12 protein-coding genes and 1 pseudogene are annotated in these 13,855 nt (G+C 63.0%); 4 read left to right on the top strand and 9 right to left on the bottom strand.

The window, feature by feature from the left end; translation table 11 throughout:
- Positions 1-72: 72 nt before the first annotated feature.
- A complete protein-coding gene (locus I8N66_RS17595; protein WP_291155922.1) occupies positions 73-1,311 on the bottom strand; it encodes an MFS transporter in 1,239 nt (412 codons plus the stop codon).
- Between the two features lie 98 nt (positions 1,312-1,409).
- Positions 1,410-2,276: an AraC family transcriptional regulator gene (locus I8N66_RS17590; protein WP_291155919.1), complete on the bottom strand. Its 867-nt coding sequence runs from the start codon at positions 2,274-2,276 to the stop codon at positions 1,410-1,412.
- A 128-nt stretch (positions 2,277-2,404) separates the two neighbouring features.
- On the opposite strand from I8N66_RS17590, the gene I8N66_RS17585 reads away from it, so the two are divergent.
- Complete coding sequence (locus tag I8N66_RS17585) at positions 2,405-3,337, top strand: phytanoyl-CoA dioxygenase family protein (RefSeq protein ID WP_291155916.1); 933 nt, start codon at positions 2,405-2,407, stop codon at positions 3,335-3,337.
- Between the two features lie 40 nt (positions 3,338-3,377).
- Here I8N66_RS17585 and I8N66_RS17580 read toward each other — a convergent pair whose 3' ends face one another.
- The 3 genes from I8N66_RS17580 to I8N66_RS17570 form a co-directional block, all read right to left on the bottom strand.
- Positions 3,378-4,229, bottom strand: coding sequence for an MOSC domain-containing protein (locus I8N66_RS17580; RefSeq protein WP_113536961.1), 852 nt, complete (start codon positions 4,227-4,229; stop codon positions 3,378-3,380).
- 172 nt (positions 4,230-4,401) lie between these two features.
- Positions 4,402-5,058 (bottom strand): HD domain-containing protein, encoded by a 657-nt coding sequence (locus I8N66_RS17575; RefSeq protein WP_291155912.1) that lies wholly within the window; start codon positions 5,056-5,058, stop codon positions 4,402-4,404.
- A gap of 6 nt (positions 5,059-5,064) precedes the next feature.
- Positions 5,065-7,875: a DUF2339 domain-containing protein gene (locus tag I8N66_RS17570; protein WP_291155909.1), complete on the bottom strand. Its 2,811-nt coding sequence runs from the start codon at positions 7,873-7,875 to the stop codon at positions 5,065-5,067.
- A 195-nt stretch (positions 7,876-8,070) separates the two neighbouring features.
- On the opposite strand from I8N66_RS17570, the gene I8N66_RS17565 reads away from it, so the two are divergent.
- Complete coding sequence (locus tag I8N66_RS17565; protein ID WP_291155906.1) at positions 8,071-10,083, top strand: PhoX family phosphatase; 2,013 nt, start codon at positions 8,071-8,073, stop codon at positions 10,081-10,083.
- Positions 10,084-10,148: 65 nt separating this feature from the next.
- Here the strand turns inward: I8N66_RS17565 and I8N66_RS17560 are convergent, their stop codons facing one another.
- Both I8N66_RS17560 and recO read right to left on the bottom strand, forming a co-directional pair.
- Positions 10,149-10,658: a PaaI family thioesterase gene (locus tag I8N66_RS17560; protein WP_291155903.1), complete on the bottom strand. Its 510-nt coding sequence runs from the start codon at positions 10,656-10,658 to the stop codon at positions 10,149-10,151.
- Positions 10,659-10,674: 16 nt separating this feature from the next.
- Positions 10,675-11,421 (bottom strand): DNA repair protein RecO, encoded by a 747-nt coding sequence (gene recO, locus I8N66_RS17555; RefSeq protein WP_291155900.1) that lies wholly within the window; start codon positions 11,419-11,421, stop codon positions 10,675-10,677.
- 210 nt (positions 11,422-11,631) lie between these two features.
- Between recO and I8N66_RS17550 the strand changes: the two genes are divergently transcribed.
- Positions 11,632-12,375 (top strand): L,D-transpeptidase, encoded by a 744-nt coding sequence (locus tag I8N66_RS17550; RefSeq protein WP_291155897.1) that lies wholly within the window; start codon positions 11,632-11,634, stop codon positions 12,373-12,375.
- A 28-nt stretch (positions 12,376-12,403) separates the two neighbouring features.
- On the opposite strand, the gene I8N66_RS17545 is transcribed toward I8N66_RS17550, so the two are convergent.
- Together I8N66_RS17545 and I8N66_RS17540 are read right to left on the bottom strand one after the other, a co-directional pair.
- The gene (locus tag I8N66_RS17545; RefSeq protein WP_291155894.1) at positions 12,404-12,763 is read right to left on the bottom strand and encodes a hypothetical protein; all 360 of its coding nucleotides are present in this window, start codon (positions 12,761-12,763) and stop codon (positions 12,404-12,406) included.
- Positions 12,764-12,872: 109 nt separating this feature from the next.
- Positions 12,873-13,355, bottom strand: a pseudogene (locus I8N66_RS17540) (SRPBCC domain-containing protein).
- A gap of 50 nt (positions 13,356-13,405) precedes the next feature.
- Between I8N66_RS17540 and I8N66_RS17535 the strand changes: the two are divergent.
- Complete coding sequence (locus tag I8N66_RS17535; RefSeq protein ID WP_113536785.1) at positions 13,406-13,738, top strand: helix-turn-helix transcriptional regulator; 333 nt, start codon at positions 13,406-13,408, stop codon at positions 13,736-13,738.
- The last annotated feature ends 117 nt before the right edge of the window (positions 13,739-13,855 follow it).

Below are 13,855 nucleotides of genomic sequence, written 5' to 3'. Positions count from 1 at the left end.
TTAGAAAGTTTTGTGACAGAATTCAAGAATAGAAGCGCCGCTTTTCGCGGCGCTTCTGATTTTGGTTCGCGATCAGGCCATGGCGGGGCGTGTCACGCCCTTCTCCTCGATCGGCCAATGGACGATTGCCGCGAAGATGCCGAGTGCCACGCCGAGCCACCACACCGGATCGTAAGAACCGAAGTGGTCGTAGAGGTAGCCACCCATCCACACGCCCAGGAACGAGCCGACCTGGTGCGAGAGGAAAACGATGCCGCCGAGCAGACCGAGGTGCCGCGTGCCGAACATGATCGCGACCAGCGCATTGGTTGGCGGCACCGTCGAAAGCCAGAGCAGGCCCATGACGATCGCGAAGACGATGACCGAGGTCGGCGTCTGCGGCAAAAGCAGGAAGGCCGTGACCGCTACCGAGCGCGCGATGTAAATCAGCGCCAGGAAATAGGGTTTCGAGTAGCGCTGAGCGATGAAACCCGCCGACAGAGAACCGATGATGTTGAAGAAGCCGATGAGTGCCAGCGCGATCACCGCATAGCGCGCATCGATACCGATATCGCCGATATAGGCCGGGAAGTGCGCGGTGATGAAGGCAACCTGGTAGCCGCAGACGAAGAAGCCGGAGACGAGCAGCAGGTAGCTCTTGTGGCCAAGCGCTTCCTTCAGCGCCTCGCCGATCGACTGCTTGTACTGAGCCTCGCTCTGGCGGCCGGAGGACGCGTTGCCGCGCAGCGGGATCGCGAAGAACGGCACCAGCAGCATCAGGACGCCGAGATAAACCAGGCTATCCGACCAGCCATAGGCGGAGATCAGGCCCTGGCTGAGTGGCGCGAACAGGAACATGCCGGCCGAACCCGCCGCCGTGCAGATGCCGAAGGCGAGCGAGCGCTGATGCGGCGTGACATTGCGGGCAAAGGCGGAGAGCAGAATGCCGAAGGAGCCGGAGCCAACAGCCATGCCGACGAGCACGCCGCCGCCGATGTGCAGCCAGATCGGCGCATCGGCAAAGGCCATGATGAAGAGACCGGCCGCGTAGAGAAGGCCCGACATGGCAAGCACCCGCCACGTACCGAACTTGTCCGCGATCGCACCGAAGAAGGGCTGGCTCAGGCCCCAGCAGAGGTTCTGCAGCGCCATGGCAAGGCCGAACGTCGTCCGGTCCCAGCCGGTATCTGCGAGCATCGGGAGCTGGAAAAAGCCCATCGCCGAGCGCGGGCCGAAGGTGAGCATCGCGACGACCGAGCCGGCCGCAATGATCAGCCAGGGCATCTCCTGACGGGCACTGGACGGCGCGGATGCTCCGGAAACAACGGACATGGAATCTCTCCGATTGATGGAGCGCGATCCTATGCGGCTGCTAAAACAGATAAAAGCCAATTAAATTGACGCCGCAATCACCGGAATTGATGCCTTGATCAAGCGGCACTGCGAAACCGGTCGCGAAACGCTCGAGGCGTCATGCCCTTGGCGGCCTTGAACTGACGATTGAAGTTGGCAAGCGAACGATAGCCGACGGCATCGGCGATATGGGCGATCGAGCGCGCCGAACCGCTGAGCAGCGCGCAGGCCTCGCCGATCCGCAGGCGCATCAGATATTCCGAGACCGGCATGTTGAGGTGGCGCACGAACAGCCGGTGCAGGCCGGAGAGGCTGAGTGCTGCCAGATCGGCGAGTTCGTCCATCGACGGGTTTTCGGCGTAATGCAGGTGGATATGGTCGAGCACCCGGTCGAGGCGACCGCGGTCGACCAATCGGCCCGACGGCGTGACGACCCGGGTCGACAGCGGCGTTACCACCTGCTCGCGCGCCAGGATCGTCAGCATCGACAGGACATCCGGCAGGCGCTCCTCCGGCGCCAACCGGCGCAACCCTTCGAACAGCGGGCGTACGCGCGCTGCCACGTCCGGCGTGAACTGCAGCCCCGGGGCCGAACGCTCGAACATCGCCTTGACGCCGGCGAGTTCGACGAAGCCCTCCTCCAGGCGCTCCACCCATTCCGGATGGAACCAGAGCACCAGCGCCACGTGCGGTTCGGCCTCGTCGACTTTGCCGGCGGAGTGCCAAGTGTGTGGGAGATTGGAACCAACCAGCACGAGGTCGCCGTCGTCATAGGTGCCGATATGGTCGCCGATGAAGCGCTGGCCGCGCGAGTTGAGCGTCAGCGTCAGTTCGAACTCGGGATGATGGTGCCATTGGAACGGGATGGCATCGTCGAGCCGACGGTCGAGCAGGATCGATGAGGCATTGGTCGGCCTCGAGATCTTCTGCAAAACTGCCTTCATGTTGCACCGTCCTCTCCTTCGAGGCCAGAATAGTATCAATTTTGGCAGGCTGCGTGCAACAGCGGTACCGTTGAAAGGTCTAGGTTTTCTCCATTACCAAAACGGCATTTTGAGGCGAGGAGATACCCATGCAGCCACTCAGAGACAGCCACCCGACCGCGGCCCATCTCGACAATCAACTGAAGGACATCAAGAAGCGGCTGCCGTTGCGCGTGCTGTCGGAAGCGGACTGGCAGCACTGGGTCACCAAGGGCTACGTCATCGTCCGCCAGGCGGTACCGGCCGCCAATATCGAGCGGCTCGTCGAGCTGCTCTGGCGTTTCGACGAGAAGGACCCGACCGATCCCTGGACCTGGTATGCGCCACAGCGGCGCGAGCACAAGATGAAGGAACTCAACAACACCGGCATGCTGGAGATCTACAATCACCAGTATCTCTGGGATAACCGCCAGGAGCCGCGCATCTACGGTGCCTTCGTCGACATCTGGGACCGCGAGGACCTGTGGGTGACGATCGACCGCGCCAACCTCAACCCTCCGAAGAAGATCAAGGGCAATCCCAACGGCTTCATTCATTGGGACGTCGACACCTCGATCCGGCCGCTGCCGATCGGTGTCCAGGGGGTACTGAGCCTGAAAAAGCAGGACGGCGACGTCGGCGGCTTCCAGTGCGTGCCGGAACTGTTCGAGAACTTTGAAAACTGGGAGAAGACTCAAGCTGCCGATCGCGACCCGATGCACCCCGACATGACCGGCCTTTCAACGGTCAACATCGAGATGGAGGCCGGCGACCTGATGATCTTCAACAGCCTGCTCGCCCACGGCGTGCGCCCCAATCACTCCGATGGCCGCGTGCGGATGGCGCAATATATCTCGATGCATCCGGCGGAATGGGACAACGTAGCCGAGCGCGAAGAGCGGGTGCGGCTGTGGCGCGAGCTCGATCATCCGAAGCGCGACGCCTTCCCCGGCGATCCGCGCGAATGGGAAAAGCACAACGCTTCCCCCGCCAGCCTCTCGGATCTCGGCGCCAAACTTCTCGGCATCACGCCCTGGGCGTGAGAGAGGCTTGAAATGGTTTCCGTTCGGAACTGCTTCTGAACTAAGCCGAAGCCCGCACCTTCATCGGCCAGCGCTCGCCGCGTCGGCCGGTGACCTTGACCTCGTCGCCGAGCTTCACGGTGCCTTCGCTGCGCGGCACCGCATTCCAACCGAAGAGAACGCCGGGCACACGTCGGTCAGAGGACATGCGCTTTTCGGCGAGCCCCTGGATCGGGTTGCCGCCAATGCGCTCGCCGGTGATCTGATCCTGCGTGGTCATGATGCAGCGGGCGCAGGGCTTCACGAGATCGAAGCGGATGCCACCGATCTCGACGCTCTCCCAGAAGTCTTCATCCCAGGCGTCATCGCAATCGACGAGGATATTGGTGCGGAAACGATCCATGCCGACGGGCTCCTGCCCCTTTTCAGCAAGCGTCCGGTTGAGATCGGCGAGCGAACCTGTCGTCGTAATCAGCACCGGAAAGCCATCGGCAAAGCCGACGGGTGCGGCCGCTCCTGCCCATTCGGCGCCGACGAACCGCTCGGCCGAGGTGTCCATATGGGCGAGCCTGACCGGGCGGCCGAACCATGAGGAGAGAACCTCGTCCGTCGTTTCGTCCGACACGGCGGCATCGACTTCGCTGCCCCAGACGACGACGTCCAGACGACGGTCGGGGTCAAAGCGAACCGAGATCTCCCGGTCACCCATCTTCAGGTGCACGCCGCCATCGATGTGCCTGGCCTCAACCTGCGCCAATGGCTGCAGTTCGCGCTGGGTGATGAAGCGCCCGTCCGGCTCCACCAACATGAAACGACGGTCGCCCTCGACGCCGTCGAGATTAACCGAGACCGTCTCGCGGGCAATCGCGCGACCGCTCTTCAGCGGATGAATGTTGAGGCCGGTCACCTTCATGGTCAGTTCCTTCATCTTCAAAAACTGATTCAAGCGCCTGACGGTCCGATTCACCAGGAGGCTGCAATCCGTTGAAAGGCCTAGATCATTTCTCGGTTTGAGGGAAACGGAGAAATGTTCCGGTGCAATCTACACACCCACACAAAGAACTGCTCCACGCCCTTCCCAGCAACTAGATTTCATCGAGCATCATGGCAAGCACGTCGCGCAGCCGTTGCTCACGCTCCGTCGCCAGACGGCGGCCGGCCTTGGTCTTGAAGCCATCGGCCAGCCGGAAAAGCTTGGTCTCGAAATGATCGATGGCAAAAGCCTTGTCGTCGAGCTCCCTGCCCTCCGCCAGCGGATCGAGCGGGTCATAGAGGCCGCTGCCCATGCGTCCGGCGATGTAGAAACAGCGGGCAGCGCCCACCATGCCGATCGCATCCAGCCGATCGGCATCCTGAAGGATCTTCGCCTCCAGCGTTTCCGGCGGGATATTGGCCGAGAAGCTGTGCGTCAGGATGGCGTGCGCCACCGCGGCGGTTTCGTCCGCACCCCAGCCAAGCTGCCGCAGAATGCCGGTCGCTTTCTCCGCCGCCAACCGCGACGCCTCAGTGCGCAATGGAGAATTCTTCTCCACCGAGACGCAGTCATGCAACAGCACCGCAGCGGCGAGCAAACGCGGATCGCCGCCCTCTTCTTTCTGAATGCGGGCGGCATTCTTCCAGACACGGATCAGATGCGCTGCATCATGCGATCCGTCATCGGCGGCAAAGGCATGCGGCAACAGCACCGCGGCGAGATCCTCATGCGGCGCGAAGGCGGCCGCCAGTTTCGAAATGCAAGTCATGGTGTCCTATTGCTGCTCGGCAGAACTTGTCGGCGCCGTCGATGCGACGCCGGAGAGAATCTTCTGATAGAAGAGTCCTATCCCGATCAATACTCCGCCAAGTCCGATGAAGGACAGGGCCCGCAGGAAACCTTCGAGGTTGGACATGTCGATCAGGAACACCTTCAGCACGGCGACGAAGACGAGAACGGCCGAAGCGATGCGGATGCTCTTGGCGTGGAAGCGCGAGCCGAGCACCAGCAGCAGCACGCCGAGGAGCAACCAGACGACCGAATAGGTATAGGTCTCGCCCTGCAGGAAGCCCTTCCAATCCGCGATGTTCTCGCCCTGCCAGGCACGTCGAACCGTAAGGCTCGCCCAGGCGAAGGCGAGGATCGCGCCGCTGACGGCAAGCGCCATGACATAGGGCAAGGGCCGCTTGTCGCGCGCATACCAGGCGAGCCCGGCATAGCCGAGCCCCGGCAACAAATAGCCGATCAAAAGCAGATCGAAGAATGGGATATGGCCGAGAAGTTCCCCGCTGAAGTAGGGATTGAGGCCAAGGAGGTGTGCCGAAAGCACCGACAGCATCGAGAGCACGCCGAGGCCCATGCCTCCATAGCGGAAGACCGGGCTCGGCGACTTCAAATCGAGGCTCATGAAAATGGCCGAGGCACCGATTGCCAGCAGCGTGTAGATCGACTGCTCGCCGAGTGTCGGCACCGCGCTGTCGAGCACGCCGCCGTTCATCGCATGACGCACCAGGATCGCGAGCGTCAACAGCACGAAGAGGCTGGCAAGCGCCTGTAAAAGGTTGCGCACCCGCGTGCCAGGCCAGGATCTCAGGAAGTAGGCGGAGCCCGCAAGCAGCACGGCCGGAATGCCGTAGCCCGGCAGGAGTGCGTTGAAGACGGGCGTGGTGCCGAGATTGCCTGCGCCAACGATCGTCGGTTCCCAGGCGATGCGCCCGAGAACGACAACGGCCGCCGCACCGGTCATCCAGGGTAGGATCAGCCAGGTGCGGATGCGGGTCGCGAGCGCATAGGCCGTTCCGAGCACCGCAATCGCAAGCGTCGTCACGAGCCCGTCCGTCCAGGCATGAAGCGCAAGGACGAAGAACGCAAGCGAGCCCGCCACCAGCAGTCCGGCCGCCGTGTCGCGCACCTCCACCTCGCCGTCGCGGCGGTAGAGCCAATCCGCCAGCCCAAGCAACGCGGCCCCGGCGACGAGCGAGAACAGGCCGTGCGGCAGGTCGAAGGCATAATTGCCGGTCATCAGGAACGACATGGCGACGAGCGCGACCGGGACGACCGCGGCAATTCCTGCCCAGAGCGTCGAATATTGCGGATGGGTGACGAGACGGCGCGACAGCACGAAGCCGCCGAGCGCGACGAACAGCGCTGCAAGCAGCATCGCGGTGATCATGGCCGTCCGTCCGGGCAGCACGATCGTCGGCAGGGCGTCGGCCAGTGAAGGATCGAGATAGGCGAGCACACCGCTCAGCGCCGTCAGGCTCCAGACGCCGGCAACAGCGCCGACCGCCGAAAGCACGGCGGGATAGACCGCCGTCGGCCGCCAGGCCCCAAGGGCCGCCAGCGCCGCAATGACGACGGCAAATTCCATCACCGGATATTTGACCGCGGCCACCGCCGGGCTGATGAGGAGGAGCGCAAGCACCGTTGCGGTGATCGCCGCGGAAATGGAGATCGCCGCATGCGGCGGGATAAACAGCCGCTCCCATGGTCCGGCAACGGCGCCGCGTCGCTCCGCTCCCTCCGGGGCCTCGGGCGCGGGTGCTGCTTCCGTAGCACCCGGCCAAATGAGGCCGGTACCAGCGATCATCACCAGCAGTGCGAACGCGACCGGCAGCGGCTCGAATGGCGCGGTCGCGGCGATGTAAGCCAGCCCCCAGAGCCCGATGCCGGCATTGGCCAAAGTCGGAACCACGGTCCAGCTGCGCAGCCGCGAGGCAGAAATCGTCGCCAGCCAGACAACCGAGAGAAAGCCGAAAAGCACCCAGGGGCGCGGCTCACCGCTAGAGACGAGCGCCGGCGTTGCGAGCGAGGCAAGCAGGCCGAGGCCGGCGAGTGCCTGCCCGTGCAGCAGCGACAGGCCGACGGTCGCCAGCGAAATCGCGGCCAGCAGCACGAATGCCGTGCCTGTGCCGATATAGCCGTAGATGCCATAGGCGGCATAGGCGACACCAAAGAGTGTGACGGCACCGGCAGCCGTCAGGATACCGGGGATCATTGCATTCTGGAATTCATTGGCGATGACAGGCACCGCCCGCCTGCGGATGATCTCGCCTGCCGCCGTCAGCAGGAGGCCGAAGAGGGCAGCGAGCGTCAGGCGAACCGCGGGGCTCAGCAGGCCGGCATCGATGGAATACTTGACCATGAAGACGCCGCCGAGAGCGAGCGCGATGCCGCCGACCCAGACGGCCCAACGCGCGCCGAGACGGCTCTCCAGGCTTTCGGCCTGGCGGGGCGTGGCCTGCACCGGCTGTGGCGCTTCCGTGTTGGCAGCGATCGTCTCTTCGACTTCGATATCCGCCGCCTTCTCCTCGCCACCGAAGATGCGGGCGCCCTCGGCCGCGCTGGCCGCTAGGTCGCCGCCGGTATCCTCGACCGTCTCCGGTTCCACCGGCAATTCGGGCGTGGCTGCCAGCTCTTCGCTCGTTGATTCGGCCCGAATGCCTTCGCCCGAAGAGGCCTTCAGCCTTGCGACCTCCGCCTTCAGCGCGGCGATTTCGGCCCCCAGTCGCTCGGCCGTCTTGCGACCGCCGGCGAAGGCGGAAAGAGCGAGGATAAAGGCAACAAAGGCAAAGAGTTCGAACATGTATTCCCCTGACGGTCGCACTGGCGTGCTCGGCGCAACCATACAAACTTTTGCGCGGTCACCAAATCCATAGACGTCCGAGCGCTGTAATCTCTTCACGGAAATGTCGCAGAACTGTCACCGGGCAGCTGGTACAGGCGGATGAACACCGCTGTCTCGCGCGGTGGTTTCCATCGTTCAACAGGAGACCCGATCATGGACAAGCATCTCGCCCAGACGGAAGAGACCGAATTCAAGACGCTGACGGAACGCAGGGAAGAGCTGGAAGACATCGGCCACAACTGTTCCGCCAACCCGACGATGGGCGACATCATCCATCGCCGTTTCTCGCGCCGCTCCTTCATCGGCGGCTCGCTCGCCGTCGCCGCGATTTCGACGACGGTCAGCCCGCTCGCTCTGCTCACTGCCGACGAAGCACGCGCCGAGGAAGGTTCGCGCTTCGACTTCACCGAGATCGAAGCCGGCGTCGACGAGAAGCACCATGTCGCTGAAGGGTATGATGCGGATATCCTTTTGCGCTGGGGCGACAAGATCTTCGCCGACAGTCCGGAGTTCGACCCGAAGAACCAGACGGCTGCCGCCCAGGAAAAACTCTTCGGCTACAACAACGACTATGTCGGCTTCATCCCGCTCGACGGCAGCGCCGACCACGGCCTGCTCGTCGTCAACCACGAATATACCAATGCCGAACTGATGTTCCCGGCCTTCGCCAGCGTCGTGAAGGAAAAGGTGACGAAGGACGGCAAGGAAGTCGAGGAAGAGAAGGTCGTTCTCGGCGAATACAGCAAGGAACTGGTCGACATCGAGATGGCTGCCCATGGCGGCACGATCATCGAGATCCGCAAGGTCGACGGCAAGTGGCAACCGGTTCTCGATGGCAAGAACAACCGCCGCATCACCGTCAACACCGAGATGCAGATCACCGGTCCGGCCGCCGGCCACGACCGCCTGAAGACGCCCTCCGACCCGACCGGCAAAAAAGTCTTCGGCACGCTTAACAATTGCGCCGGCGGCGTCACCGCCTGGGGCACCTACATGATGGCCGAGGAAAACTTCAACGGCTATTTCGGCGGCGAGATCGCCGAAGACCATCCTGAATACAAGCAGCTGAAGCGCCTGGGCGCACCGGGCGGCCAGTATGAATGGGCGTCTTTCTACGACCGGTTCGACGTCTCCAAGGAGCCGAACGAAGCCAACCGCTTCGGCTGGATCGTCGAGGTCGACGCGCTGGACCCGACGTCGGTACCGAAGAAGCGCACCGCCCTCGGCCGCTTCAAGCACGAAGGCTGCGAATCGACCGTCAACAAGGACGGTCGCGTCGTGCTCTACTCCGGCGATGACGAGCGCTACGACTATGTCTACAAGTTCGTGACCAAGGGCACCTTCAAGCCTGACGATCGCGCCGCCAACATGGACCTCTTCGACGAGGGCACGCTCTATGTCGCCAAGTTCGACGAAGACGGTACCGTCACCTGGATGCCACTGACGCACGGCGAAGGCCCGCTGACCGAAGCCAACGGCTTTGCCTCGCAGGCGGACGTGTTGATCAACACCCGTCTCGCCTCCGACGCCCTCGGTGCGACCAAAATGGACCGCCCGGAAGACGTCCAGCCGAACCCGAAGACGGGCAAGGTCTACGTGATGCTGACCAACAACACCAGGCGCAGGGCAGAGGAAGTTGACTCCGCCAATCCGCGGGCCAAGAATGCCTTCGGCCACATCGTCGAGATCACCGAGACGGACGGTGACTTTGCCTCGCTGAAGAGCCGCTGGGACGTGCTCTTGAAGTGCGGCGACCATGCTGTTGCCGAGGTCGGCGCCTCGTTCTCGACCGCGACCACCAAGAACGGCTGGTTCGGCATGCCAGACAACTGCGCGATCGACACCGACGGCCGTCTCTGGGTTTCGACCGATGGCAACAATGAGAAGGACACCGGCCGTACCGACGGCATATGGGCGATCGACACGGATGGTGCCGCCCGCGGCACGTCGAAGCTCTTCTTCCGCGTGCCGGTTGGCGCCGAAATGTGCGGCCCCTGCTTCAACCCGACCTCGGACACCTTCTTCCTCGCCGTCCAGCACCCGGGCGATGCCGGCCTTGCCACCTACGAGACCCCGGCCACCCGCTGGCCGGACTTTAGGGATGACATGCCGGTACGCCCGGCCGTCATCGCCGTGACCAAGCAGGGCGGCGGCCGGATCGGCTGATAAATCTGAGGATTGCAGACGGACGCCGCGCAGTTCTGCGCGGCGTCCTCGTTTCAGGAATTGTTTTAGCGCCGCAGATTGTCGATCGGGAAGATGGCGCAGGTTTCGGTGCCGTGGGCCAGCAGCTTGCCGTTGACGTCGCGCAGCCAGGCTTCGGACGTCGCGATGGTGCGGCCGCGATGCACGATGCGGCCCTCGCAGAAAACTTCTCCCATGCCGGGCAGCAGCGGCCTGACGAGGTTCACCTTGAACTCGACCGTCGTATAGGCCTCGCCGGGCTTCACCGTGGTGAAGACCGCGCAGCCAAGGGTTGAATCCATGATCGTCGCCGTCCATCCGCCATGCACGGTGCCGAGCGGATTGAGATGCTCCTCGGTCGGCAATCCCTTGAAGACAACCCGGCCCTCCTCCACTTCGCTTAGCCCGAACTTCAATGTCTTCGACATCGGTGGGGCCGGCAGGTCGCCGCTCAACAGGTCCTGCATCGCCTTGAGGCCGCCATCACGGGCGACGCGATCGAGCGACAGCACGCCGATACCGGATACGGACATGCCGGGATAAAGCTCTTGATACATCTGGAACTCCTGGAGGTCAGGCGGCGGAGGATTGCGCTTTCAGCGCTTTGAGCGCCGCATGGACGAAGCCGTTGCGGGCGGAGGAAACATCGAGGCCACGCGGCTCGTAGACATGGCGGTGGAGGAAGAAGGCCGTCAGGTGGAAGGCGGCGGCGAGACTGTCGTGGTCCGCAGCCCTTCGCGCTTCGGCCGAAAGGAAATCCGGCAGCGCCAGCATGCGATCGGCATAGCGTTCTCCCGCCTCCCGGCAGACCGCCCTGCCCGATTTCGGCGAGACGTAGACGAGCTCGGTGCGGGTGCCGGTCGCGACGCATTCCGTGAGATCGAGCCCGAAGCCGAGATCGTTGAGGACCGCAAGCTCGAAGCGCACGAACAATTCGCCGGCATCGGCGGGATCGGCGAGATGATCGACGATGACCGTCAGCGCCTCATAGAGATGCGGATGCGGGTCGCGCTCGGGAAGCAGCCTCAAGAGCGCGCCGAGCGCCTGGATGCCGTAGACCGAAATCGCCGTCTCCATCAGACGGGCGGCGCGCAGTTCCACAGGTTCGATGCGGAATTCGCCCATATGCTCGTCAAGCCGGGCGCGCCAGGTCACTTCCACCGAATTGCCCGGCTGCAGAACCGGCTGCATCATGCGCGAGCGGCCCGAGCGCACCATGCCGAGATGTCGGCCGTGGGTAGCGCTCATGACCTCCACGATGGCCGAGCTTTCGCCGTGCCGCCGTATTCCGAGAATGATGGCCTGATCGCTCCATTGCATGGCTATGGCATACACCCGCGATCGAAAGCGGATCAAGCGATCTTGCAGGGGTGGGCATCCGGGTGACTGTCGCCTTTCGGCCACACTCGCTGATTGCCTCATTTGCGACATGCTGTCGCCGCCCCGACGCCGTCTTTGACATTAGAACGGAAGGGCGGCAAAAACCGTGCCTCCCGCCCAAAAGACAATCAGCAGGATAAAAATTTCATTATGTGTGTGTCCCGGAACAGCGCCGGCCGCCTGGCGCAGCTTTTCGCCCTTCTTCTCGCCACCTCGACGCTCGCCAGTTGCGTCACCGCCTCGGGGCCGGCCAAGCCGAAGGGGCCGGATCCATACTATGTGGCGATGTACGGGCCGCTGCCGAATGAAAAATTCCCGCTGGATGCGATCGACATCAGCAAGGTCGACAAGCGCTATCTGCGCCAACAGGTCGCCTACCAGACGCACGAGCCGCCGGGCACGATCGTGATCGATACCCAGAACCGCTTCCTCTACCTCGTGCAGGATGGCGGCATGGCGATGCGCTACGGCATCGGCGTCGGCAAGGCCGGCCTGGAATTCGAAGGCGAAGCGCGCATCGCGCGCAAATCCGAATGGCCGCGCTGGACGCCGACGCAAAGCATGGTCGAGCGCGAGCCTGAACGCTACGGTCCGCTTGCAGGCGGCATGGAACCGGGCGTGCGCAATCCTCTCGGGCCGCGCGCGCTCTACCTGTTCCACGGCAACCGCGACACGCTGTTCCGCATCCACGGCACCACCGAGGCCTGGTCGATCGGCAAGGCGGTGTCGAGCGGCTGCATCCGCCTCTTCAACCCCGACATCATCGACCTCTACAGCCGCGTGCCGCTCGACTCGCGCGTCGTCGTGCTGCAGGCGGAACCGCCGATGACCGAACCGGCGGGCGGCATCCCGATGGCAAGCGCTGCCAATGGCGGCCTGCCGCCGGTCTACTGATACCTGCTCGGCGGAATGCCGGGCGCGCCTACCAGGCGTCCGGCGTCCGCACCATGTGCACGATGTTGGCCGGATTCATGATCCAGCCGCCGTGAAAGCCTTCGCCAAGATCTTCCACCGCATCACAGCGCACAACGCCTCTTGTGGCGAGGTGATCCAGCGCGCCCACATGGTCATCGGTAAAGAGTTCGAGCCAGACCTCGGCCTGGCTGAAGTTCGACGCCTCGTCGATCCAGAGCTGGTTGGGACCCAGCTTGAAGCCGATGGCCGGCAGCTTTTCCATGATGGGCTCGAGACCGACCGTGTCGCGATAGAAGGCTATGACCGCCTCGTATTGATGCGAGGGGACCTTCATGGCGATGTTGATGCCACCTGTGATTTTCGTCATGACGCAATCTCCCATTGCCGTTCGACGCCTGCCGACACGGCTGATTGTCTATGTTTAATTGTCGATGATTTCGCGCCTGGATCCGGAGCGGAAAGCCAGGCGCGTGGGCTCAGGCTTGCGGTTCGAGCGCCGGCTTGCCTGAGAGTTCGCTGAGGTAATAGCCCTGGCGCAGGTTGATTCCGTATTCAAGCCAGGCCTTCATGCAGGCAAGCATCTGCGACCAACCTTCGCAGTTGATATAAGATCCCTTTTGCCCCAGCTCGTACTCGCGACATCCCTATTCTGCGATCGTCACCATGGTGGCGCCGTCATCCAGCGACTGGAAGCGCATCTCGACGCTGGTCTGGTAGGGCTCCTCGCCCTTGGCGACTGTGGCGCCCCAACGAAAGACGATACGCTCGTTCTGCTCGACCGCCTCGACCTGGACCGGCACCTCCCCCCACCACTTGACCGTTGCCCCTGCGACCAGGGGGCCGCTGATGCCTCCAAGGGTGACGAAATAGCGGCTGAGCTGATCCGGATTGACGACGGCATCGAAGACCTGGGCGACCGGGCGATCGATCCGTCCATTCACACGGAATTCGAAGGGCATCTGACGTTCCTCCCATTGAGCCAAAACAGAATATGTTATAAAAAAATAACATGTCAACTGATTCGAAAGACGATCTCGTTTTCAAGGCCTTGGCCAACAGCCTGCGGCGCCAGATGCTCGACGCCATCAAGCACGCGCCGCAGACCACCGGCATGCTCTGCGAGCAATTCGGCAACCTTGACCGCTGCACCGTCATGCAGCATCTGAAGGTGCTGGAAGAGGCTGAACTCGTGCTTGTCCGGCGCGAGGGCCGCGAGCGCTGGAACCATTTGAACGCTTTGCCGATCCAATCCATTCACGACCGCTGGATCAGCCAATATGCGGGACACGCGATGTCGGTACTTTCCGCCCTGCAACAGGGGTTGACCCGACCGTCGGAGTGACGGTTTCGACTTTCCATCGCCCGGCTTTCTTCGTAAGAACACCCTGACAACACAATTTGGGGACATTCGTCGTGCGTTACCTCATCACCGGCACCGCGGGCTTCATCGGCTTTCATC

The sequence above is a fragment of the Ensifer sp. SSB1 genome (assembly GCF_016652895.1).
Lineage (GTDB): Bacteria > Pseudomonadota > Alphaproteobacteria > Rhizobiales > Rhizobiaceae > Ensifer.
The sequence above is the reverse complement of the archived record's forward strand: the minus strand, read 5'-3'. Positions and strand labels throughout refer to the sequence as shown.